Raw genomic sequence first — 23372 nt, 5'->3', positions numbered from 1 at the left:
AGAAGCCATTTCTATTCCATGCGGAACAGTCCTTCGGCGGCTTATGGCAATGAAGGGGAGAGGAAGAAAGAATGAAGATTATAGACGTGTTGAATTCGGGAAAGGTCAGCGTATCCTGCGAATTATTCCCGCCAAAAGCGGGCGGCAATTTTTCACCTGTGGTACAGGCGGCGGACGCCATTGCCGCCCTTCGGCCGGATTTTATGAGTGTGACCTATGGCGCTGGAGGAGGTACCTCCCAAAATACTGTAGCCATCGCATCTCATATCCAAAACGATCTTGGAATTACGGCTTTGGCGCATCTGACATGTGTTTCTTCCACAAAGGATCATGTAGCGGCGATGCTCGACAGATTGAAGGAAGAACACATTGAAAATATCCTGGCCCTGCGCGGTGATATCCCCGAAGGGATGGATTTCCCTAACCCGCGACAGTATCGTTATGCCTTTGAGCTGATAGACGAGATTAAGGAGCGGGGAGATTTTTGCATTGGGGCTGCCTGTTATCCCGAAGGGCATGTTGAATGCAAAAACAAGGCAGAGGACTTGGATCATCTGAAGGAGAAGGCAGACCGGGGCTGCGATTTTCTTACCACGCAGATGTTTTTTGACAACAACGTTCTCTATAGCTTTTTATACCGCGCCCTGCTTCGGGAAATCCGTCTTCCCGTTATTGCCGGGGTGATGCCAGTAACCAATCAGGCGCAGATCCAGCGGATCTGCCGGCTTTCGGGAACCTCTCTGACGCCGAAATTCAAAGCCATTGCAGATAAATTCGGAGATAATCCCAAAGCCCTGAAACAGGCGGGTATTGCCTATGCAACAGAACAGATCGTCGATCTGATTGCCAACGGCGTGCGGGGAATCCATATTTATACGATGAACAAGCCGGATGTGGCGGCGAAGATCATGCAAAACATATCCTATCTGCTGGAAGATACCAATGGAACAAATTGAGCGGGAGATTCTGCGGTACCTGGGATATAAAAAAGCGAGCCCTCCGGAAGAAGAAGTGCTCTGCGCCATAGCCGAATGCCGGGAACAGGCGGCACGGCTCCAGCCTCGCCATATCTGGACCGAGCTTCCGATTCAATGCAATTTAGAGAAAAACGCTGTTAAAATCGGAGAAGAATGGGTGCATTCCTCGGATTTCACTCGATATATTTCCGGGTGCATTGGAACGGTTGTTCTTGCGGCAACGCTTGGATGGGAAGGAGATCGGATGCTTCGGGAATGTTCGGTGCGGGATATGGCCAAGGGCGTTATAATGCAGGCAACGCTGGCCGCGTATCTGGAAGAATCCCTGGATGGTCTCCAGGAACAGATCAAAAAGGCATATGCAGAAAAAGGCCTTTATCTTCGCAGCCGCTATTCCCCCGGTTATGGGGATTTTCCCATTTCTCTGCAAAAAAAGGTGCTCGAATGGACGCAGGCGCCAAAGCGGATCGGTCTTACTGTCACGGAAAGCTGCATGCTTTCTCCGACCAAATCTGTTACTGCATTTATCGGTTTTTCTCCCCGGAAAGAAAAATGTGTGGCAAAAAGCAAATGTCAGGCATGTGAAAATAGAAATTGTGCATTTAGAGAGGAGTAGGCGATGCCGTTTTTAGAGGATCTGCAAAACCAAATAATGTTTTTTGATGGCGCGATGGGCACCATGCTGCAGCAGGCAGGCCTGCAGGCGGGAGAAAAGCCGGAGGAATGGAATTTTACACATCCGGAAACGATTCAAGAGATCCACACGGCATATCTGCGCGCCGGCTGTCGGATCCTATCGTCCAATACGTTTGGAGCCAATTCCATAAAGATGGGAGAGCGTGCGGGAGAAGCGGTGGCACGCGGTGTTGCGCTGGCCCGGCAGGCTGTCGCCCGATGGGGAAGGCCGAATTGCTATGTTGCCTGTGATATCGGCCCCACGGGGAAGTTGCTGCAACCCATTGGCGATCTATCCTTTCAGGATGCCTATGATACATTTGCCCAGATGGTGCGAGCAGGCGAAAAGGCCGGCGCAGATCTCATTTTGTTGGAAACTTTCAGCGATACGCTGGAAATAAAGGCGGCACTTTTGGCGGCAAAGGAAAATTCAAAACTGCCGGTTGCCGCCACCATGATCTTTGACGCCCAGGGAAAGCTCCTGACGGGCGCGGATATTCCAGGCGTCGTTGCTCTCCTGGAAGGGCTTGGCGCGGATGCAATCGGGATGAACTGCGGCCTGGGTCCAGATCAATTTGAGATGCTTCTGCCAGCATTCCTGGAATATAGTTCTCTGCCTGTGATTGTCAACCCCAATGCAGGTATGCCTCGGACAGAAAACGGACAAACCGTTTTTGACGTCCCGCCGGAGACATATGCTGCCTCCATGGAGCGCATGGCCCGGCGGGGGGCGCGTCTTCTGGGCGGCTGCTGTGGAACGACGCCGGCACATTTGGAAGCGATGGTGAAGATCTGCCGAGATCTTCCGCCTCTTCCGGTAATACAGAAAAAGCAGACGCTGGTCAGCTCGTATTCCAAGACGGTGGAAATTGGGGAAAAGCCGGTAATCATCGGTGAACGCATCAACCCCACGGGGAAAAAACTCATGAAACAGGCCCTCCGGGAGAAGGATCTTACTTATGTAGTGCGGGAGGGGCTCATGCAGAAAGACCACGGGGCCCATATTCTGGATGTAAATGTAGGCCTGCCGGAAATCGATGAAAAGGAAATGATGGATCGTGTCCTGTTTGAGCTCCAGTCGGTCATCGATCTTCCCCTGCAAATCGACAGCTCCAGCCCTCGGGTTTTGGAAAGTGCCCTGCGGGCTTATAACGGAAAGGCCATGGTCAATTCGGTATCGGGAAAACGCGAATCTATGGAGGCTGTATTCCCGCTTGTTGCAAAATATGGCGGTGTTGTCGTCGCCTTGACCTTGGATGAGAATGGAATACCGGAAACGGCTGAGGGACGGCTGGCCATCGCGGAAAAAATCGTCAGAACGGCAGCTTCCTATGGCATCCAGCCAAAGGATATTGTGGTGGATGCCCTGACCATGACGGTCAGCTCCGCAACGGACGCGGCGAAGGTGACGCTGGAGGCTGTCGGGCTTATCAAGGAAAAATTGGGAGTACGGACGATTCTTGGTGTATCCAATGTTTCCTTCGGTTTGCCGCAGCGGGAAATTTTAAATGCCGGATTCTATACTTTGGCGCTATATAGAGGATTAGACGCTGCAATCATCAATCCCGCTTCAGAGGCAATGATGCGGGCATATTATGGATATCTGGCTCTCATGGGGCTGGATACCAATTTTGATGCCTATATTAATAAATTCAGCCAGGCGGAAACGCCTGTCCCTGCTGTCCAGAGTGCAAATCAGGCGGCTTCGCTCTATGATGCCGTCCTCTGCGGCTTAAAAGCAGAGGCGGCAGGAGCCGCAAAGGCTTACCTCGACCTAGGGAAAGAGCCTCTGAAAATCATCAATGAAGAGCTGGTGCCTGCGCTGGATGTCGTGGGCAAGGGATTTGAAGAAGGAACGGTTTTTCTGCCTAAGCTGCTGATGAGTGCGGAGGCGGCGAAAAGTGCCTTTGAAGTAATCAAAGAACACCTGATGCGCCTGGGAAAAACGCAGGAAAAGCGGGAAAAGATCATTCTTGCCACGGTAAAAGGGGATATCCATGATATTGGCAAAAACATCGTTAAGGTCCTTTTGGAGAATTATGGGTATGATGTGATCGACCTGGGCAAGGATGTGGCGGAAGAAAAAATCGTGGAGGAGGCATTAAAAAATCAGGTGCAGCTCATTGGACTCAGCGCCCTGATGACAACGACGGTACTCCATATGGAGTCCACCATACAAATGCTGAAAAAAGCAAAACCGGATTGCAAGGTTATGGTCGGAGGTGCTGTTTTGACGCAGGAATATGCCGACCAGATCGGTGCAGATTTCTATGGCAAGGACGCTATGGCTTCTGTTTACTATGCCCAGCAGCTATTTCACCATACTACATGAAAAAAGGAAGAATTTCGTTGATTTTCGATTTTTTCCATGCATTGTAACACAATATATGGTATAATGATCACATATCATCCCGCCGATAAGGGATAGGTTTATAAAAAGTCGTTTTCTAATATGCATTCCGTCAAAAACGATGCAGCGGGAAAATAAACGGCAGTCATAAAGGAGGCAAAATCATTGGCACTTACCCCGATGATGCGGCAGTATCTGGATATCAAGGAAAAAAATAAGGATTGTCTGCTCTTTTTCCGGTTGGGCGATTTTTATGAGATGTTCTTTGAAGATGCAAAAATTGCCTCAAAGGAATTAGAATTGACGCTGACGGGGAAGGACTGCGGTCTGGAAGAACGCGCTCCAATGTGTGGCATTCCGTATCATGCTGTGGATGGATATATCGCAAAGCTCATTGATAAAGGTTATAAGGTTGCTATTTGTGAGCAGCTGGAGGACCCGCAGCAGGCCAAGGGACTGGTGGAACGAGGGATCACCCGCATTATTACGCCGGGCACAGTCGCCGACAGCTCCATGCTCAAAGAGAACGAAAACAGCTATATCTTTTCCCTCTATGAGGAAAAAGGCCGCTTCGGCGTTTCCTACGCGGATATTTCAACGGGCGGTTTTTATGTGGAAGAGGCAGAGAATGGTCAGGAGCTTGCCAATGTGCTGACCCGGGTTGCGCCTAAAGAAATTCTTTATCCAGAGGAAAACCAGATTCTGAAAAAAATTGTCGGCGCCTATAAGGACTGTTATGCGTCTCCCTATTACCCTTGGGCGTTTCAGCACGACACCGCCCATAAACTCCTATTGCAGCACTTCGGAGTAATCAGCCTGCGGGGTTTTGATATTTCAGCAAAATCCCTAACCATTTCCGCGGCGGGAGCACTTCTGCAATACCTGATTGAAACGCAGAAAAACTCTCTCATGCATATCAAAAAAATCCGGAAGATTTCCACAGGGGAATATATGATCGTCGATCCCTTTACGCACCGGAATCTGGAGCTGACGGAAACCATCCGCAGCAAGAATAAGCGGGGATCTCTTTTGTGGCTGCTGGATAAAACCAAAACCTCGATGGGGGGACGGCTGCTGAAAAAAGCGATTGAGCAGCCCCTTTTAAAGAAACGGGCCATCAATGAACGTCTCAGTGCGGTTGACGAGCTGAAGAATGATTATTGCCTGCGCAGTGAACTCCGCGCACAGCTGGGCGGAATCTATGACATTGAGCGGCTTCTGGCGCGAATCTCCTATGGTACATTGGACGCCCGAGACGCCCTTTCGCTGAAACAGTCCCTCGAGGCTATTCCCGGGATCAAATCACTTCTTTTGCAGGCAAAATCCTCCTTATTAAAGCATAGCGGGGAAAACCTGGATCCATTGGAGGATCTTTATCGTTTTCTGGAATCCGCAATTCATCCCGATGCGCCTAACGGCATCAAAGACGGGGGGATTATCCGGGATGGCTTTAATGCAGATGTGGATAAATACCGGGATGCCACGAAGAGCGGAAAAGACTGGCTGGCATCGTTGGAGCAGCGGGAGAGAGAAGAAACAGGAATCAAAAACCTGAAAATTGGCTTCAATAAGGTATTTGGTTACTATATCGAAGTGACAAAGTCCTATCTGAACCAGGTGCCTTACCGCTATACCCGCCGCCAGACTCTGGCGGGAGGGGAGCGATATATTACCGCCGAACTGAAGGAGCTGGAGGATACGATTTTATCCGCCAGCGATAAATGCAGCAAACTGGAATATCAGCTGTTTCTGCAAATCCGGGAAAAACTGGCGGGCTTCATCAATGCTCTCCAGGCAAACGCGGAGATTATAGCCTTGGTGGATGTGATGCAGTCCTTTGCCCAGGCGGCTTACGATAACGATTATGTTAAGCCCGCGATCCGGGAGGATGGCGTCATCGAAATCAAGGGGGGGCGTCATCCGGTTGTGGAAAAAACAGTGCGGCAGGATTTTGTCCCTAACGATGCCTATCTGGATACCAAAGAAAATACTCTCATGATCATCACCGGGCCCAATATGGCGGGGAAAAGCACGTTCATGCGCCAAACCGGCTTGATTGTAATTATGGCGCAGATCGGTTGCTTTGTTCCCGCGGCGTCGGCATCTATTTCCATTGTAGACCGCGTGTTCACCCGGGTAGGGGCTTCGGACGATCTGGCTTCCGGGCAAAGTACCTTTATGGTGGAGATGAACGAACTGGCCAGCATTTTGAATAATGCCACGGAAAAGAGCCTTCTGATTCTGGATGAAATTGGCCGGGGCACCAGCACGCTGGATGGTCTTTCCATCGCCTGGGCCACCATAGAATATATTTTAAAGACCAAGAACCTGGGGGCAAAAACGCTGTTTGCCACCCATTACCATGAGCTGACGGAATTGGAGGGGATTCTGCCCGGCGTCAAAAACTATTCCATCACGGTTAAAGAGATGGAAAAGACGATTATATTCCTGCATAAAATCAAGCGCGGCGGAACTGACCGCAGCTTTGGCATCGAGGTTGCCCGGCTTGCCGGCTTGCCCGAGGCTCTTTTGGAGCGGGCGAGAAACCTTCTTATAGGATTGGAGAAAAACGCCAAGCCCAGCCTGCAGGGACTAGATCTGCCAAAAGAAGAGGCCGAAGAAAAGTCCGAGGAATTGAGCAGAAATATCTCGAGGATCCAGCAGACCCTCCGGGGGCTGGATATCAATTCGCTGACGCCCCTGGAAGCCCTTTCGGTCCTCAACGATCTGAAGCAAATGGTGCGATAGCAAAGGAGTTTTATGGGAAAGATACAGCTTCTGAATGAAACCATAACCGGGCGGATTGCCGCTGGGGAGGTTGTCGAGCGCCCGGCGTCCATTGTCAAGGAATTGGTGGAGAATTCTGTGGACGCGCAGGCCACCGCGATTTCCATCCATGTGGAAGAAGGCGGTATTCGGGAGATCCGTGTTTCGGATAATGGAATGGGAATTGAACCTGAAGATATGCCGCTGACGATAGCAAAGCATGCGACAAGCAAAATCTATACGCTTGCTGATTTAGAGGCGATTCACTCCATGGGTTTCCGCGGTGAGGCGCTTTCCAGTATCGCCGCCGTTTCCATGCTTACCATCCGTTCCCGGGCCCAAAGTCATGATGCAGGAATGGAGCTATATTCCCGGGGCGGAAAGGTGGAATATATCCGGGAAGCCGGGCTTCCCGAAGGGACAAGCATCCTTGTCGACAATCTGTTTTTCAATACGCCGGCCCGGCTGAAATTCTTAAAAAAGCCGGGAGCAGAGGCCGCCGCAATTACGGATATTGTGAGCCGTCTGATTCTGGCCTATCCGGAAGTTTCTTTCCGCTATTCCTGCAATGGAAAGACGCTGCTGCACAGCCCGGGAAACGGAGACCTGATGGGGGCGGTTCTTTGCGTATATGGGATGGAATATAAAGAGCGGCTTCTCCCCGTCGATTTTACAGTAAACAATATCCGGGTATCGGGATATATCGGTTCGCCTAACTGGACGTATAAAACGCAAAAAGCCGGGTCTTTTTATATCAATGGACGGTATGTCAAATCCGCCGCTCTGCAAAACGCCGTGGCGCGCAGCTACGGGGAACGTCTGATGAAGGGAAATTATCCCTTTTATGTGCTGCATATCGATATGGATCGCAGTGAAGTGGATGTGAATGTACACCCCAATAAACTGACGGTGCACTTCAGCGATGAAAATGCAGTAGAATATGCGGTAAACAATGCAGTTCTCGACGGGCTGGGAATTTTTCGACGTACACCAGTGCTGCAAATCCCGGAAAAGAAGGAATATCCAGCGGAAGCGGCAGAAGAAAAGCGGGAACCCGCAAAACTGGGGCAAAGCGAGCTCCAAAAAAGCATTGAAGAAATCATGAACCTGGCAGGGAATCTTCCAAGACCGGAATGCGCTCCCAAAGAGGTAAAGGATTCGGCGGTATCGGCTCCTGCGCCGGAGGCAATGCAGAATGCCTTGTGGGAAAAAGATTATGCCGTAGGCTTTCTTGGCGGAAGAGAGAAAGAGGATGAGAACGCGGAAGAGCACCAACGGCCCTTGGAAACGGTTCTTCCGCCTGAGACCGAAGAAACGCCGGAAGATGGGCAGGGGGAAGCGCCAGCAGCGCCGCTCATCACCCAAATTGTCCACTATAAAATTCTTGGTTCCGCTTTTTTATCGTATATCATTGTGGAATCCGGCGATACGCTGTATTTCATAGATCAGCATGCGGCGCATGAGCGCCTGCTTTATGAAAAGCTGCTGGCCCAGGAAACCGAGCGGCATATCAGCCAACGGTTGCTGGTTGGGGAAATCTTTCATGCCACACATGAGGAACGGGAGCTGATCGAAGAAAATATCGATTTGATCCGTTCCATCGGTTTGGAAATCCGACCTTCGGGCGAGGATATTTTTACCTATGAAATTCAGGCGGTTCCGCAGATTCTGGGTGACGTGAGTCCCCGGATGGTGATGGAAGATGTTCTTCATTCTCTGATGGAGCGGCCCGGAGAGCAGGACATTCCCATTCGGCTGGGAAAAATTGCAAAAGGGGCTTGTAAACGCGCTATCAAGGCGGGTCAGAATCTTCCTGAGGCGGAAATTGAGCGCCTTCTCCGTGAAATTCGAGAGCAGGGTATTATTCCCAACTGCCCGCACGGGCGTCCCATTGCCGTTGTACTCTCAAAGGCAGACCTGGAAAAGGGTTTTAAAAGGAGAGTTTAGCTTTGAAGAAAAATGTATTGATTGTCACGGGGCCGACGGCCACGGGAAAAACTGCTTTGTCTGTTTCCCTGGCCCAACGGTTGGGCGGAGAAATTATCTCCGCCGATTCCATGCAGATATACAGCGAAATGCAGATTGGCACTGCCCGGCCCACAAAAAAGGAAATGGGAAACATCCCCCATCATTTGCTGGGCTTTTTGCCGCCAAATCAGGAATATACGGCTGCCAGATATCGGTCGGATGCCTTTGCTGTTATACAAAAATTGCTGGATCGAGACGTTTTGCCGATTGTCGCCGGGGGAACGGGGCTATATATTCATGCTCTCACATATGACTTGGATTTTTCCGGTGCAGCGCCGGACGAAGATTTTCGCCGGGAGATGGAGCAGCTCTGTGAAGAAAAGGGAAAGGAATATATTCATGGACTGCTGGCGGAAAAGGATCCGGCTGCAGCGAAACGGATTCATTATAATGATATGAAACGGGTCATTCGTGCGCTTGAAATCGCTCGTTTGCCCGAAGAAAAGCGCAATTCTTTCCAGTTCCGAAAGGAAAACGGGGAATACAATTTTCTAATGATTGGTTTGACCAAGGAGCGTGCGCGCCTTTATGCGGATATAGAACGGCGGATTGACCAAATGATGGAACAGGGCCTGGAAGCCGAAGCACGCAGGCTTTATGATAACTATGGGCCGGAGATCCAGGCGTTTTCTGCCATTGGCTATAAGGAATTTCTCCCTTATTTTCACGGAGAGGAATCCCTGGACCAGGCGGTGGAGCAGCTTAAAAAAAATACCCGGCACTTTGCAAAACGGCAGATGACATGGTTTCGCCGGGAACCGCGCATTCAGTGGTTCTTTGCGGATTCCTATGAAAGTTTTGCCGGTCTGGAGTCGGATGTTATGCAATGGATAGAAAAGGGTTTAAAGGAGCAGAAACAGCGTTGAAAACAGCAGATCAGTTTTTATGTGATACATTTCAGATTTCTCCCGCAATCGCAGAATTTGTGGAAAAAACGATGGGGGAATTGCAGCCGCAATTTGCAGAATATCAGGAAATTTGCGAGATCAATTCCTATAAGGTGATCCGTGCTTTTCGGGATTGTGGCGTTTCCAGCCGGCATTTCTATGGCACGACGGGATATGGATATTCAGACGAAGGGCGCGAAAAGCTGGGGGAAGTCTTTGCGGAGATATTCGGCGCGGAAAGAGCGCTGGTCAGCCCGCTGATTTCCTCGGGAACCCATGCCATCAATATCGCCCTGTTTGGCCTTCTTCGCCCTTTGGACACGCTGTTCTCCATCACCGGACGCCCTTATGATACGCTTTCTACTGCGATTGGATTGGATGGAGAGGAGGGGAATGGTTCCCTCAGGGATTTTGCCGTCCAGTACCGGCAATGCGATCTAATAAACGGCAGAATTGATATTGACACTGTGCTGGATACTCTTTACATTGACAAAAAGATTAAAATCGTTTATATTCAACGTTCCAGGGGATATGAACTGCGCCCGGCTATCCGTATCGATGAAATCGCGGAGGTAATCCGGCGCGTTAAGGAAAAATTCCCGGAGGTCTATATCGTTGTGGATAATTGCTATGGGGAATTCTGCGAAACCCGGGAACCCACGGAAGTGGGGGCGGATGTCATCATCGGTTCTCTGATCAAAAACCCCGGGGCGGGAATCGCCCCCACCGGCGCCTATATCGCCGGCACGCAGAAGGCGATCCGCCTCATTTCCCAGCGTATGACTTGCGCGGGAATCGGCGATGAGATCGGCTCATATCTGGCAGGTTATCTTCCATTTTTCCAGGGCATCTATTTTGCCCCAGGCGTAGTGAAAAATGCGCTCTGCGGTGCAACGCTGTCCGCTGCGGTGTTTTCTAAACTGGGCTATGAGGTATTTCCGACGGCTTCGGCCAAACGCTCGGATATCACCCAAGCCATTTTGACAAAGACGGAAAATGAGCTTGTGGAACTGATCCGGGCGGTGCAGAAAGCGTCTCCCATCGACAGCAATGTGGTTCCTTATCCCTGGGATATGCCGGGATATCAGGATAAAGTCATCATGGCAGCTGGTTCGTTTATTCAGGGCAGCTCCATTGAGCTTTCCGCAGATGCTCCCATCAAAAAGCCCTATGTCGCCTATTTTCAGGGAGGGCTGACGCTGGAAAATATCAAACTGGCTCTGATGCTGGCGCTCACATATATGAAAGTGCCGGTTTAAAATTAAAAAATAGGAGAGTTTATGCAGGAGACTTATGTCGGCTGCGATCTGGATGGCACCATCTATCGCGGCAACTGTTCCATCGATTTCTTTCTGTTTTGTATGCGAAAAACCCAGGGGCTTAACATGTTTTTCTTAAAGCATCTGGGCAATTACATAAAATATCTGCTCCGGTTCCATGATTTTCACGAGAACACGGAAAAATTCTATCGGTTCACGCCGGAGCTGGAAAATCCTGAACAGCTGATTCAGGAATTTTGGGATAAAAATATCCGAAAAATAAAAAAATGGTTTTATAGCCTCCATATGGAGAACGTTCTTATCGTTTCCGCTTCCGCAGATTTTTTGATAAAGGCGCTCCAGGAGCGGTTGAATTTTGCCGGTTATGTGGCCACGCAGGTGGATCTGAAAACCGGAACGGTGAAAGGCGGGCGCACCTGCATCGGAAAGGAAAAGCTCAAGCGGTTTCAGCAGGAAAAGCCGGAAGCCCGCCTGGAGGCTTTCTATTCGGATTCCAAAAAAGACCGGCCCATGGCCTCTGCCGCTAAGGTTTCCTATAAAGTAAAAAGAAACAGCATCAAAATTTGGAAAACCAGGAATCATGCGGGGCGCTAGCTTAAGGCGTCTTATTCATCCGATTTTTTCCGCAGACGGATGGCCTTTGCGGCCCGTTTACGGTGTTCATCCGACATTGAGGCATAGTGCTTGCGCGTGGTGTTTACGTCTTTGTGCCCCAAAACATCGGCCACCAGATAAATATCGCCGGTTTCCTGATATAACATCGTCCCATAGGTGCTGCGCAGCTTATGGGGCGTTATTTTTTTCAGCGGTGCAGCGATCCGGGCATACTTTTCCACCATGTTTTCCACACTGCGAACACTCATCCGCTTATTCTGCATGGATAAAAAGAGGGGGGAGCGGAGAGAATAACTTCCCTGGGCTTTTCGCTCATCGATATATTTCTGCAAGGCCTCTTTTGTTTCAGCGTCAAAATAAAGGATACTTTGATTTCCGCCTTTTCTTGTCACTTTGAAGGATAAATTTTCAAAATCGACATCCGCAATATCCAATCCCACCAGTTCGCTGATACGAATGCCCGTCGTGAGAAACAAAACGCAAATGGCGGCATCCCGCCGCATGGTCTGTTTGTGATATTGCAGCTGCTTTTTGCTCAAGCCTTCGCCAGATTCAATTACGTCGATCATAGCGGCAACTTCCTCGGGAGATAAGTGAACAATCGCTTTTTCATGAATTTTTGGCATGTCCAAAAGCTCGGCTGGATTGGAAGATATCAGCTCTTTTTTATATAAATACTTAAACAGAGAGCGCAGGCTGGCAATTTTTCTTGCTTTGCCGCGCTCTGCATTTTCATGTTCATTTTCCTCGCTGTCCACATAATATCCCAGATATTCGACATAAATTTCCAAATCCGTGAGGGACAGACGGCCGATCATATCCGTCGTGATATATTTCATGGAATATCCATAAAAATCCGGATGCTCCTGCACAAGATATGTAAGAAAAACGCGCGTATCGAAACAATAGTTTAGGCGTGTCAAAGCAGAATGCGTTGTTTCACACGCGCGCATAAAGCCGCCAAACCAATCCGGAAGCTCCAGCAGGAGAGAACGAATTTTTTGCAGAGTATCGATATTTCTTTGATCGTAGTAAGATTTATTCTTTTCCATAAATTTATTATAATTTGCCTGCAGGACAGGTAGAGTATTGGAATTTCAGGTCAATCGCCCTATAATTCTTCGTAAAACTTGTGTTTTGCGCATAGTTATGTGTCAGTCCCCTTGCTTTGCCTTAAATGGCATTTATTTTAAGTCCGCTGCTTGCGTTTTTTTCTTAGCTTCCTTATTCTTTTTAATCTCATCCGTGGCCAGCTTGTCGCATAGATTGTTATAGGCATTATCTGCATGCCCCTTAACCTTAAACCAGGATATCCGGTGCTCCTTTGTTTTGTTGGTCAACAGCAGCCATAAATCCTTGTTTTCCACCGGCTTTTTCTTTGCGTTGATCCATCCGTTGCGTTCCCAGGCAATGATCCATCCGTTGTTGAACGCGTTGCAGAGATAAGCGCTGTCCGTATAAATATGGACGTCACAAGGCTCTTTTAGGGCATTTAGTGCCATAATCGCGGCAGTCAGCTCCATTCGGTTATTGGTGGATTCCGAAGAATAACCGGAAAGCTCCCGCTTCGCCCCCTTATACAACAACACGGCTCCCCAGCCGCCGGGGCCTGGATTTCCCGAACAGGCGCCATCGCAGTAGATATCAACATGCTTATAGGCCATTATAAAACCTTCGCCTTTTCCACACAGGCATCAACAGCTTCTATCACTGCGCCGCGGAATCCCTTCTGCTCCAAAACCGAAACCGCTTCAATCGTCGTTCCACCCGGCGAGCAGACATTATCTTTTAAAACAGCGGGATGCAGCGGGCTTTCCCGGACCATCTTTGCCGCTCCCAAAACCGTTTGCGAAGCAAGTTCCAGAGCCATTTGGCGTGTCAAGCCATTTTTCACGCCGGCATCCGCCAGCGCTTCAATAAACATGTATACATACGCCGGGCCGCTTCCGCTGATTCCCGTAACAGCCGGCAAATATGCCTCGTCAATCGTCTCCACAAGGCCGCTGGCCGAGAAAATTTCTTTGGCAAAGGCAAATTCATCGTCGCGCAGAGTATGCGGCATGGCAAAAACAGTCGCTCCCTCCCCTGCCATCAGCGGCGTATTGGGCATAATGCGCAGAAATCTGGCCCCCTTTGCCCGAATATTTTCCTCCATCTGGGCATAGGTCAACCCCGTCACGATAGACAAGAGACAAATATTATCTTTGGTAATCTGCTGCAAAACCCCTTTCGCCACATTCGGTTTCACGCAGAGGACACATATATCCGCCACCTGCAGGAGCTGGTCAATGGTGGCGCAGGAATTGACATAGTATTTTTCCCGGTGATCCGCCAGCTTCTGCGCGCTTATATCATATAAATATACATCCCCCGGGGCGACGGTTTTCTGCGAGAGCATACCGGCAACAATGGCCTCTGCCATATTCCCGGCGCCAATAAATCCAATTTTCATGGGAATTTACACCTCAATATCTTTTATTTGTTTTTGTTAGTAACATTATAATATAGCCATTGATAAATTGCAAAGAGAAAGAAAATCTCCCCATTCTTTGATTTTTACCTTGACTATTTGCCTTGATTCTTTTATAATAATAACGTTGTTGGCTCCATTGCATAGGGGAGTAGCTCAATTGGTAGAGCAACGGTCTCCAAAACCGTAGGTTGCGTGTTCGATTCGCGTCTCCCCTGCCAAAAACAGCAGCAAAAATGCTGCTGTTTTTATTTTAAGTGTCCCGTCCGCAATTAAAAATATCTTTATGGGGAAAAATATTTCCAATGGCATTAGAAGTTAAATTTTTTACATTAAAAGAAAAAATATGTGCATGGGAAATCCATGATACGGCCACAAACCAATATTATAACGGTGCTGCGCGGCCCTTTAAAAGCAGTGCATCGCTGGATAAGATTTTGCCTTCTGAGTATTTTCTCCTGCCCTATACAAAAAAACAGCTGAAATCTTTTGAATATATCGGTCGATTGGCGCCTTTTTTCGAGGATCTCTTCAAAAAAGCGGACTCTATTCATCCCGCAGCATTCTATGACCATGTTTTAAAGCATACCTTTGGCCCCAAAAGCCCGGTATTCCAGCTATATGCTGAAAAAGCCGTTGCCGCTGATGCACCGGCATCTAAACCGATTTTATATATTGATTTTGAGGCGATGAATATGCGGATCTGCGGCTGGTATGCGGAGCTGGTGGATCGGGAAAAGAATGAAACCAAAGTTTTTGAGGGGATTGCAAAGCCCTTTTCGGATAACCGCTATATCACACGGCTTTGGAACAACACCTATCAGGATCTTCTGCCCTATTCTCTGGAGGATCTGTATAAGGCCAAACATATCCGGTCTTTTGAGAAATATTTTATCAACATGTTTTCCCGGGCCAAAAAAATCTATACCTATGGCGATACAGATTCCCTGTTTTTAAAATCTTCGTTTGGCAACGATATGTTTAATTTTTTCCGGGTGCGGAATGTAGACTGCAGCATGAAAATTGGAAACCGCGTACTGTCTTTGGAGAAGTCCTGCAAGTTGATGGGCGTGGATTTAGAAGGCACCGCTCATAACCCCAAATACGATGTGCAGCGCATGCGTGCATATCTGGATAAAAGTGAAGAGCTCTAATGTTTTTAAACGGCGGCATAATCATTGCCGCTGTTTTTTGTTGCGGCATTCCGGCTCTTTTCCTTCCGTTCGATATAATAAAAATAGCCACATGATTTTGCTCATGCGACTATTTTTTCGCTTCTATCTATCAATAGGACTTTGCAAAAACCATCAGCTTTTTCGCCGGTTTTCCGCAGAAAACACACACATCGGAGAGAACCTCATCGTCATCAAAGGGCATGCAGCGCGTAGTGACGCCCGTCTTTTCCTTGATGGCGTCTTCGCATTCCCGGCAGCCGCACCACATGGCCTTCACAAAGCCATGCCCTTTCTCAATTCCCTTCTCAAATTCTTCAAAATTCGTCGCCTTGAATGTATGCGCATCCCGGAATTCCCGCGCCATTTTAAGCATATTGGCGTGGATCTCATCCAGAAGATTGGCAATCGTCTCGGCTATCCCTTCCATGGGCACGGTGATCTTCTCAAAGGTATCCCGGCGGACGAGAACAACCTGGCCCTGTTCGATATCCTTCGGCCCGATTTCCAAGCGCAGCGGAATGCCTCGCAGCTCGCAGTCGTTAAACTTCCATCCGGCGCTCTGGTCGCGGTCATCCAGATCCACACGGATCCCGGCTTTTTTAATAGTATCATAAAGCTCGCGGCTCTTTTCCATGACCCCTTCCTTGAATGCGGCAATGGGAATGATCATGCACTGAATGGGAGCAACTTTGGGGGGCAGCTTAAGGCCGCGGTCGTCTCCATGGACCATGATCAGCCCACCGATCATCCGCGTGGAGGTTCCCCAGGATGTCTGCCAGGGATATTTCAGTTTACTGTCCTTATCCAGATACTGAATGCCGAAGCCCTTGGCAAAATTCTGCCCTAGATTATGCGATGTCCCCATCTGCAACGCCCGGCCGTCCAGCATCATGGCTTCCATCGTATAGGTATGGTCGGCACCGGCAAACTTCTCTTTTTCGCTCTTTTGACCGGTAATCACCGGAATCGCCAGAACGTTTTCCGCAAATTCCTTATAGACCCCCAGCATTTTCACCGTTTCTTCTTCGGCTTCCTGCTGCGTGGCATGGACCGTGTGCCCCTCCTGCCAGAGGAATTCCGATGTGCGCAGGAAAGGCCGGGTGGTCTTTTCCCAGCGCAGGACATTGGCCCACTGGTTCAGAAGAATGGGCAGATCCCGATAGGACTGCACCCATTTTGCATACATGGAACAGATAATCGTCTCAGAGGTCGGGCGGATACAGAGCCGCTCCTGCAGCTTTTCTCCCCCGCCATGCGTAACCCAGGCCACTTCCGGGGCAAAACCTTCCACATGCTCGGCCTCTTTCTGCAAAAGGGATTCGGGGATCAGCAGCGGGAAATATGCATTTTTATGCCCAGTTTCCTTAAAGCGCCGGTCCATTTCTTCCTGAATCAGCTCCCAAATGCCATAGCCATACTGCTTAATGACCATGCAGCCCTTGACATCCGAATAATCCACCATATCAGCCTTCATGATGACATCCGTATACCACCGGGAAAAATCCTCAGCCTGGGAGGTAATATGCTCCACAAACTCCTTTTTCATCTTTGCCATATCGTCTCTGTCTCCTCCAATAAAATTCAAAGTTCCAAGAAAAAAATCTCCGCCCAAGCAAAGGGCGAAGACCGCGGTACCACCTTCATTTTGGAAAAAATCCAAATCTCTTTTGCCTTTAACGCGGCAGGCGGCGGGGTTTATTCCCCCGCTGCATCGAAAGGGCGGGTGTAGTACGCCATCTTGGAACTTTTCAGCCGGGGAGTTCCATCTCTTTTAAAGGGCGGCGTTCTATTTTCCCTTCCTCAAACGCATTTCTATATCGTATTGTATCACCTGTCTTTCCAGTTTGCAAGGGAAAAATCAGCTATGGCGAAGGGACTGGCTGGGATCCAGGCGCGCCGCCTTGAAAGCCGGAATGATTCCAAATAAAATCCCAATGATCGCGGAAAAGACGACGCTTGCCCCGATGGAAAACAGGGATATCTGAACGGACAGCCCAATCGCCTTTTCTGCAAGGACGCTCAGAAGAACCCCCATGGCAACGCCGCTTACCGAGCCGATGAGTGCATACAGGATGGATTCCATGAGAAACTGCTTGAGAATTACGGAATTTTTTGCCCCCAGCGCCTTGCGGATGCCGATTTCCTTTGTCCTCTCCCGTACAGTCACCAGCATGATGTTCATGATCCCGATTCCGCCGACAAAAAGCGAAATGAGCGCGATTGCGCCAATTACCAGCTTGAATATTGTCAAAATATTTTCGGCATTCTTTGCCTCCTCCGCCAGGTTCATGGTCTTGATGGAATTGCTTCCGTATTTATCCAGAAGCAGATCCACGCTGCGCTGGGCGACGCTGTCCATATCCGACGAGTTGGCGACAGTTATGGAAATTTCGCCGACACTGGCCGTCTGAAAGATCTCTTCATATGCGGAAATAGAGATATAGGATTTTGCTGAGGTTATGGATGTATAGAGGGGTTTGGTGTTCTGCTCCACCCCCACTACCTTTAATTTCTTGCCGTTCATCTCCACCGTTTCCCCCAGAGCGGAAGCGTTTCCAAAAAGTGCTTCTTTGATATCGTCGGACAAAACAATAGAATTTCGGGCATATTCTACGTCGTTTTCATTGATAAACCGTCCCTCTGCCATCACTTTGTTTTCCACATCTTTTAAAACTTCCGTCGTCCCGACAATTTCTGTGGTTTCGCTTTTCCCATTATAGGTGATCTTTGCCGTAGCAAAGGACTGGGGCGATATCTCGTCGATCCGGCTCACATGCTCGGAAAGATATTCAATATCACTGCGCTTTAGGATATCCTTATCCACATTTTCATTGGGATAGATAAACAGGCGGTTAATGCCAAACTTTTCCAGCTCATTATAAACACTTTCCTGCCCGGCATCTCCCACAGACAACACCATAATCATGGCGCAGACACCGATGACTATGCCCAAAATGGTCAAGACAGAGCGAACCAGATTGCGCCGTATTTCAGACAGCGACATGCGGATATATTCAGACAGCTGCATATTGCTCTTCCTCCATAATCTTCCCATCCTTGATGCGGATGATGCGTTTTGCGGCATTGGCGATTTCCTGTTCATGGGTGATGAGGACGACTGTAACCCCTCTTTTATTGAGCCGTCCGATAGTCTGGATAATATCCAGGCTTGTTTTGGAATCCAGGTTTCCCGTTGGTTCGTCCGCCAGAATCAATTTGGGATGATTCACAAGAGAACGGGCAATGGCAACCCGCTGGCACTGCCCTCCGGACAGTTCGCAGGGAATATGCTGCAGACGATGCTCCAGCCCCACCAGCTCTGCCAGCTCCAAAACAGTTTTTCGCCGTATTTCCGGCGGTACATTGGCATAGAGCATGGGGAGCTCAATGTTTTCATAGACCGTCAGCTTGGGAAGGAGCAGAAAAGATTGAAAGATAAACCCAATATACTGGTTGCGGAGTTCAGCCGCCCGATCCGCATTGAGCGTAGAAACATCAATGCCATTGAGAAAATATTGCCCGGATGTCGGCCGGTCCAGACATCCCAGTATATTCATGAGGGTCGATTTCCCGCTGCCTGAAGGCCCCATAATCGCCAAAAATCCCCCATTGGGAACCGAAAGATTGATATGCTCCAATGCGGATACTTCCGTATTCTTTTTCCCATAGATCTTGCAGATATCCTTAAGCTCAATCATTGCGAACCTTCATTCCTTCTGAAAGCTCTTGCATCCCAGGAAGAGCCACCACATCTCCCGCTTCGAGTCCGGAAACAATTTCGATCTGCTCGTCGTTATAAAGACCCGTTTTAACAAGCCGTTTTTCCAGGATTCCCTGTTTATTGACGACATACACATTTTCCTCGCTGTCCACCGCGTCAATCGGAACAGATACGGCATCGGATATGCGCTGAACTTCGATGGAAACAGATGCACTGCCGCCCGCCATACATCCAACAAGCGGCTCATCCGGCTTGATGCATACCTTTGCTTTTTTACTTCCGCCTTCCAGAGAAGCAGCACTCATCTGGGCACCGATGGAAACAATTTTTCCCGTGCAAACTGTATCGCTTCCCTGCATGCGTATGCTACATGCCATCCCTTCGCTGAGCTTTTTGATGTCATTTTCTCCTACCATGGCAATAATCTGCGCGGAGGATGGGTTCCCGATGGTGACCATAGGTGTACCTTCCGCCACCACATCTCCTTTTTTCACCTGAACAGCGAGAACAGTGCCTGCCAACTGGGATATATATTCTGAACTTTCGATCTGTTGGGAAATCTCCTGTATCTGTTCCTGCAGCTCGCTATTCTGTATACCGGAAGAACCCAGTGAATCACTGCCTGCAGATGCCGCCAGCGCATCCTCTGCATCAGCTGAAGCATTTTCAGAAAAAGCTTGATTGAATCCATGAAGATCAAAGGAAGCCGCCTGGGCCATATCCAAAACCGAAGATTTCTGCGCTTCCTCCAATAGACTGGAAGTGTTTGTGCTGCTGGCGGCCTGGGCCTCTTCTTTCCATGCCTTTTCCTGTTCCTGGAGGCTGGCAAGTTGTTTTTGAAGAGCGGAAGTGTCCATCTTTACCAACAATGCCCCCTGAGCAATTTCCTCCCCTTCTTCCACCGGCATTTCCCCAACACTGCCCGTCTGCAGACAGGAGGCCGTATAAATTTCCGTGAATTCAATCTCTCCATCCAGCTCCAGATTTACAGCAATATCCTGTTTTTCTGCAACAACGCTTTGGATATCAACTCCCTGGGTGGCATGATAAATGGGAATGGCGGCGGCCGCCAAGGCAACAAAAATTCCAATGCAAAGAATAATGCGCTTTTTCATGCGTTTTCCCTCCAAATTTTTCTTTATCTATAGTGTGCCGGATAATATTTGTGTTATACTAAGGTAAAAATTTGAAATTAACCTATTGCATAATTATTCATTAAGATGTATAATTATTGAAACAGGAAACGGGAGGAATGAATTTTGATTCGGGTTGGCATTATTGGAGCAACGGGATATGCGGGAGAAGAGCTGGTGCGTCTGCTTTCATCGCATCCGGAAGTAAAAATTACGCATATCATGTCCAAGAGCTTTTGTGGGAAAAAAATTTCTGAGCTTTATGGCAGCTATCTCGCACTGGATGAAATGTTGTTAGAGGATATTGATTACGAAATCATCCAGCAGGACTGCGATGTTGTATTTACCTGCCTGCCGCACGAACCATCTATCGAAATCGTCCCCAAGCTGCTGGCCTGCGGCGTCAAGGTCATCGATCTTAGCGGCTCCTTCCGCTATAAGGATGCCGCTGTTTTTGAAGCCTGGTATGGCATCCATCATACCCATCCGGAGCTTCTGAAAAAGGCGGTGTACGGCCTTTGCGAGTTATATGAGGAAGAAATTGCAGGGGCGGACCTCATCGGCAATCCCGGCTGCTATACAACAGCCAGCATCCTCGCGCTGTATCCGCTGCTGGCCTGTAACCTGATCCAAAAAGATTCCATCATCATTGATGCCAAATCCGGCGTGACGGGTGCAGGGCGTTCGGAAAAGCTGCCCTTCAGCTTCTGCGAATCCCATGAGAGCTTTAAGGCTTATGGCGTGACGACCCACCGGCATACCTCAGAGATTGAGGAACAACTCTCTTTTGCAGCAGGAAGCCCGGTGGCGCTTTCCTTCACCCCGCATCTGCTTCCCGTGAAACGGGGCATTTTAGCCACGATTTATGCCGATCTTCCCAAAGGGCTGGAAATCTCCCCCATCGAAATCCAGGGGGCCTATGAAAAATTTTATATGGGATCGGATTTTATTCAAATCCTTCCCCATGGCAGTCTGCCGGAGCTGAAATTTGTCGTCGGTTCCAATAACTGCTTTATCGGCTACAAGATCGATGAACGGCTGCACAAGCTTGTCATCGTCTCCTGCATCGATAATCTCATTAAAGGGGCGGCCGGGCAGGCGGTTCAAAACATGAATCTGATGTTTGGCCTGGATGGTTCTACCGGCCTTCCCCAGCTGGCTATGTATTTATAAATTCTATGAATTGAGGAGTTGAAACATATGAACACACATCACGAGCGCGCAAATGTACTGATTGAGGCCCTTCCCTATATTCAGCGTCTCAGCGGGAAAACCATCGTTGTCAAATACGGCGGCGCCGCTATGTTGGATGACAATTTGAAAAAGAGATTTATGGAGGATATCACCCTTCTGAAATTTGTTGGAATGAATCCCATTGTGGTGCATGGCGGCGGGCCGGATATCAACGGCACCCTCTCTGCTCTGCATATCGAGACGAAATTCCATAATGGCCTGCGGGTAACGGACGAAGAGACGATGAAAGTCGTTCAGATGGTCTTGACCGGCCGGATCAACAAGGATATCGTGGCGGGAATCAATGCCTGCGGCGGCAAGGCCGTTGGTCTCTGCGGCATCGACGGCCATGTCATCAGCGCCCATAAGTGCCCTCCCGTGGAAGGCGTCGACCTGGGATGCGTGGGGGAAATCGACTCCGTGGATACAAAACTGCTCAATATGCTGACAAGCGATGAATATATTCCTGTCATCGCCCCGATTGGATGCGGCGAACACGGCGAGAGCTATAATATCAATGCGGATACCGTTGCCAGCGCCGTTGCGACTGCCCTCAAGGCGGAAAAGCTCATGTTCCTGACGGATATCGATGGCATCCGGAGAGATCCCGAAGATCCGTCGACACTGATTTATGAAATCTCCAGCATGGATGTGGCGGGTATGATCGCCGATGGAATTGTTTCCGGAGGAATGCTTCCCAAGGCAAAGGCATGCGCCAAGGCTATCCGGGAGGGGGTAAATCGGGTGCACATCATCAACGGCACCATTCCCCATTCCATCATTTTGGAAATCTTCACGGATTCCGGTATCGGCACCATGTTCACCAAATAAGAAAGGAACAGGATTATGCAAATCAAGGATATCATCGCTCTGGATGACAAATATTATATGGGCGTTTTCGGGAAACGCTTTCCTATCTGCTTTGTCGATGGAAAAGGCTCCTCCCTCATCGATTCGCAGGGAAAAGTTTATACGGATTTTCTCGGGGGAATTGCTGTAAACTGCCTCGGATATTCGGACCCAGGGCTAATTCAGACGCTGCAAGACCAAGTGGCGCATGTTATGCACACCTCCAATTATTTTTATGTGGAGACCCAGGCGCTGGCAGCGGAAAAGCTCTGTAAAGCCACCGGATTTGACAAGGTCTTTTTTTCCAACAGCGGAGCGGAGGCGCTGGAAGGCGCCATCAAGCTGGCGCGGAAATATTTCCATAACAAGGGCCAGGAAAAATATGAAATTATCACGATGAAAAATTCCTTCCATGGGCGCACTCTTGCCACGCTTTCGGCAACCGGGCAGGCTCATTACCAGGAACCCTATCATCCCCTGGTTCCTACCTTTGTTCATGTCCCCTTTAACGATTTGCAGGCCGTGAAAGCGGCGGTTACGGACAAAACCTGCGCCATTTTGATGGAACCCATCCAGGGAGAAGGCGGCGTAATCCCCGCGCAGGCGGAATTTATCCAGGGCGTACGGCAGCTTTGCAATGAAAAAGGCATCCTCATGATCGCCGATGAAGTGCAGTGCGGCATGGGGCGGACAGGCTGCATGCTGGCCAGCCAAAAATATGGCGTAAAGCCGGATATCGTCACTTTGGCGAAGGCGCTGGGAGGAGGCGTCCCTATCGGTGCATTTCTCGCAACGGAGGAAGTGGCCGCCGCTTTTGCACCCGGCGACCACGGTTCCACCTTTGGCGGCAATCATCTGGCCACTGCCGCCGCCAATTATGTTTTAGGCCAGCTTATGGAAACCGATATGCTCAAAAAGATTGCCGCATTGGGCGCATATTTTAAGGAAAAGCTTCAGGAACTGGTGGATAAATTTCCCAATATCGCCTTGCAGGCCCGTGGCGACGGTCTTATGTTGGGGCTTCAGATTACACCGCAGGTCCCGGTGAAAGATATTGTCGTTGCTTTGCAGCAAAAGGGATATATCATCGGAACTGCCGGCGGAAATACTCTGCGGTTTGTCCCGCCTTATGTCATTTCCAAAGCGGATATCGATGGGCTTATCGCTGCTCTGGAGAAAATTTTTCAAATGTTGTAACAATATTGGAGGAAGC

19 protein-coding genes and 1 tRNA gene are annotated in these 23372 nt (G+C 49.3%); 13 read left to right on the top strand and 7 right to left on the bottom strand.

From position 1 onward, the window contains the following. Positions 1–71 precede the first annotated feature (71 nt). The 8 genes from H8693_RS01350 (at position 72) to H8693_RS01315 (ending at position 11557) form a co-directional block, all read left to right on the top strand. Positions 72–956, top strand: a complete 885-nt coding sequence (locus H8693_RS01350; RefSeq protein ID WP_178621901.1) for a methylenetetrahydrofolate reductase — start codon at positions 72–74, stop codon at positions 954–956. Continuing rightward, positions 943–1593, top strand: a complete 651-nt coding sequence (locus tag H8693_RS01345) for a vitamin B12 dependent-methionine synthase activation domain-containing protein (protein ID WP_249279477.1) — start codon at positions 943–945, stop codon at positions 1591–1593. The genes H8693_RS01350 and H8693_RS01345 overlap by 14 nt, the downstream gene beginning before the upstream one ends. Positions 1594–1596: 3 nt before the next feature. Further along, on the top strand, positions 1597–3984 hold the full coding sequence (locus H8693_RS01340; RefSeq protein ID WP_249279476.1) for a homocysteine S-methyltransferase family protein: 2388 nt from the start codon (positions 1597–1599) through the stop codon (positions 3982–3984). 198 nt (positions 3985–4182) lie between these two features. Continuing rightward, the gene (gene mutS, locus H8693_RS01335) at positions 4183–6750 is read left to right on the top strand and encodes a DNA mismatch repair protein MutS (RefSeq protein ID WP_249280091.1); all 2568 of its coding nucleotides are present in this window, start codon (positions 4183–4185) and stop codon (positions 6748–6750) included. A 12-nt stretch (positions 6751–6762) separates the two neighbouring features. Then, entirely contained in the window at positions 6763–8715 is a 1953-nt protein-coding gene (mutL, locus tag H8693_RS01330; RefSeq protein ID WP_249279475.1) for a DNA mismatch repair endonuclease MutL, read from the top strand. Between the two features lie 2 nt (positions 8716–8717). Then, positions 8718–9662: a tRNA (adenosine(37)-N6)-dimethylallyltransferase MiaA gene (gene miaA / locus H8693_RS01325; RefSeq protein WP_249279474.1), complete on the top strand. Its 945-nt coding sequence runs from the start codon at positions 8718–8720 to the stop codon at positions 9660–9662. Further along, entirely contained in the window at positions 9659–10942 is a 1284-nt protein-coding gene (locus H8693_RS01320; protein WP_249279473.1) for a methionine gamma-lyase family protein, read from the top strand. The genes miaA and H8693_RS01320 overlap by 4 nt, the downstream gene beginning before the upstream one ends. A gap of 21 nt (positions 10943–10963) precedes the next feature. Further along, entirely contained in the window at positions 10964–11557 is a 594-nt protein-coding gene (locus tag H8693_RS01315) for an HAD-IB family phosphatase (protein WP_249279472.1), read from the top strand. Between the two features lie 11 nt (positions 11558–11568). On the opposite strand, the gene H8693_RS01310 is transcribed toward H8693_RS01315, so the two are convergent. From H8693_RS01310 to proC, 3 genes are all read right to left on the bottom strand, one after another. Continuing rightward, on the bottom strand, positions 11569–12630 hold the full coding sequence (locus H8693_RS01310; protein WP_249279471.1) for a tyrosine-type recombinase/integrase: 1062 nt from the start codon (positions 12628–12630) through the stop codon (positions 11569–11571). Positions 12631–12762: 132 nt separating this feature from the next. Next, on the bottom strand, positions 12763–13242 hold the full coding sequence (rnhA, locus tag H8693_RS01305; RefSeq protein WP_249279470.1) for a ribonuclease HI: 480 nt from the start codon (positions 13240–13242) through the stop codon (positions 12763–12765). Next, a complete protein-coding gene (proC, locus tag H8693_RS01300) occupies positions 13242–14030 on the bottom strand; it encodes a pyrroline-5-carboxylate reductase (RefSeq protein WP_249279469.1) in 789 nt (262 codons plus the stop codon). The genes rnhA and proC overlap by 1 nt, the downstream gene beginning before the upstream one ends. Before the next feature lie 163 nt (positions 14031–14193). Here proC and H8693_RS01295 point away from each other — a divergent pair. Both H8693_RS01295 and H8693_RS01290 read left to right on the top strand, forming a co-directional pair. Further along, a tRNA-Trp gene (locus H8693_RS01295) sits at positions 14194–14269 on the top strand. Positions 14270–14353: 84 nt separating this feature from the next. After that, complete coding sequence (locus H8693_RS01290) at positions 14354–15202, top strand: hypothetical protein (protein WP_249279468.1); 849 nt, start codon at positions 14354–14356, stop codon at positions 15200–15202. A gap of 130 nt (positions 15203–15332) precedes the next feature. On the opposite strand, the gene proS is transcribed toward H8693_RS01290, so the two are convergent. The 4 genes from proS to H8693_RS01270 form a co-directional block, all read right to left on the bottom strand. Further along, entirely contained in the window at positions 15333–16778 is a 1446-nt protein-coding gene (gene proS / locus H8693_RS01285; protein ID WP_249279467.1) for a proline--tRNA ligase, read from the bottom strand. A gap of 303 nt (positions 16779–17081) precedes the next feature. Next, complete coding sequence (locus H8693_RS01280; protein ID WP_249279466.1) at positions 17082–18251, bottom strand: ABC transporter permease; 1170 nt, start codon at positions 18249–18251, stop codon at positions 17082–17084. Beyond that, the gene (locus H8693_RS01275) at positions 18238–18921 is read right to left on the bottom strand and encodes an ABC transporter ATP-binding protein (protein WP_249279465.1); all 684 of its coding nucleotides are present in this window, start codon (positions 18919–18921) and stop codon (positions 18238–18240) included. Before H8693_RS01275 ends, H8693_RS01280 begins: the two co-directional genes overlap by 14 nt. Further along, positions 18914–20059: an efflux RND transporter periplasmic adaptor subunit gene (locus H8693_RS01270; protein ID WP_249279464.1), complete on the bottom strand. Its 1146-nt coding sequence runs from the start codon at positions 20057–20059 to the stop codon at positions 18914–18916. The genes H8693_RS01275 and H8693_RS01270 overlap by 8 nt, the downstream gene beginning before the upstream one ends. Before the next feature lie 144 nt (positions 20060–20203). Between H8693_RS01270 and argC the strand changes: the two genes are divergently transcribed. Genes argC through H8693_RS01255 form a run of 3 tightly spaced genes read left to right on the top strand, consistent with a single transcriptional unit; the run spans position 20204 to position 23356 of the window. Continuing rightward, positions 20204–21250 carry an N-acetyl-gamma-glutamyl-phosphate reductase gene (argC, locus tag H8693_RS01265; RefSeq protein ID WP_249279463.1) on the top strand — a complete coding sequence of 349 codons (1047 nt, stop codon included), beginning with the start codon at positions 20204–20206 and terminating at the stop codon, positions 21248–21250. Between the two features lie 27 nt (positions 21251–21277). After that, positions 21278–22141, top strand: coding sequence for an acetylglutamate kinase (argB, locus tag H8693_RS01260; protein WP_249279462.1), 864 nt, complete (start codon positions 21278–21280; stop codon positions 22139–22141). Between the two features lie 15 nt (positions 22142–22156). Continuing rightward, a complete protein-coding gene (locus tag H8693_RS01255; RefSeq protein WP_249279461.1) occupies positions 22157–23356 on the top strand; it encodes an aspartate aminotransferase family protein in 1200 nt (399 codons plus the stop codon). Positions 23357–23372: the final 16 nt, after the last annotated feature.

The sequence above is a fragment of the Guopingia tenuis genome, from assembly GCF_014384805.1.
GTDB lineage: Bacteria > Bacillota > Clostridia > Christensenellales > Christensenellaceae > Guopingia > Guopingia tenuis.
This window is presented reverse-complemented; position numbering and strand designations above follow the sequence as displayed.

What these genes read in the sequence shown, in the direction of transcription:
- H8693_RS01350 (WP_178621901.1), top strand. Translation starts at nt 72, where the DNA reads ATGAAGATTATAGACGTGTTGAATTCGGGAAAGGTCAGCGTATCCTGC.
- H8693_RS01345 (WP_249279477.1), top strand. Translation starts at nt 943, where the DNA reads ATGGAACAAATTGAGCGGGAGATTCTGCGGTACCTGGGATATAAAAAA.
- H8693_RS01340 (WP_249279476.1), top strand. Translation starts at nt 1,597, where the DNA reads ATGCCGTTTTTAGAGGATCTGCAAAACCAAATAATGTTTTTTGATGGC.
- mutS (WP_249280091.1), top strand. Translation starts at nt 4,183, where the DNA reads ATGATGCGGCAGTATCTGGATATCAAGGAAAAAAATAAGGATTGTCTG.
- mutL (WP_249279475.1), top strand. Translation starts at nt 6,763, where the DNA reads ATGGGAAAGATACAGCTTCTGAATGAAACCATAACCGGGCGGATTGCC.
- H8693_RS01315 (WP_249279472.1), top strand. Translation starts at nt 10,964, where the DNA reads ATGCAGGAGACTTATGTCGGCTGCGATCTGGATGGCACCATCTATCGC.
- H8693_RS01310 (WP_249279471.1), bottom strand. Translation starts at nt 12,630, where the DNA reads ATGGAAAAGAATAAATCTTACTACGATCAAAGAAATATCGATACTCTG.
- rnhA (WP_249279470.1), bottom strand. Translation starts at nt 13,242, where the DNA reads ATGGCCTATAAGCATGTTGATATCTACTGCGATGGCGCCTGTTCGGGA.
- proC (WP_249279469.1), bottom strand. Translation starts at nt 14,030, where the DNA reads ATGAAAATTGGATTTATTGGCGCCGGGAATATGGCAGAGGCCATTGTT.
- H8693_RS01290 (WP_249279468.1), top strand. Translation starts at nt 14,354, where the DNA reads ATGGCATTAGAAGTTAAATTTTTTACATTAAAAGAAAAAATATGTGCA.
- proS (WP_249279467.1), bottom strand. Translation starts at nt 16,778, where the DNA reads ATGGCAAAGATGAAAAAGGAGTTTGTGGAGCATATTACCTCCCAGGCT.
- H8693_RS01280 (WP_249279466.1), bottom strand. Translation starts at nt 18,251, where the DNA reads ATGCAGCTGTCTGAATATATCCGCATGTCGCTGTCTGAAATACGGCGC.
- H8693_RS01275 (WP_249279465.1), bottom strand. Translation starts at nt 18,921, where the DNA reads ATGATTGAGCTTAAGGATATCTGCAAGATCTATGGGAAAAAGAATACG.
- H8693_RS01270 (WP_249279464.1), bottom strand. Translation starts at nt 20,059, where the DNA reads ATGAAAAAGCGCATTATTCTTTGCATTGGAATTTTTGTTGCCTTGGCG.
- argB (WP_249279462.1), top strand. Translation starts at nt 21,278, where the DNA reads ATGAACACACATCACGAGCGCGCAAATGTACTGATTGAGGCCCTTCCC.
- H8693_RS01255 (WP_249279461.1), top strand. Translation starts at nt 22,157, where the DNA reads ATGCAAATCAAGGATATCATCGCTCTGGATGACAAATATTATATGGGC.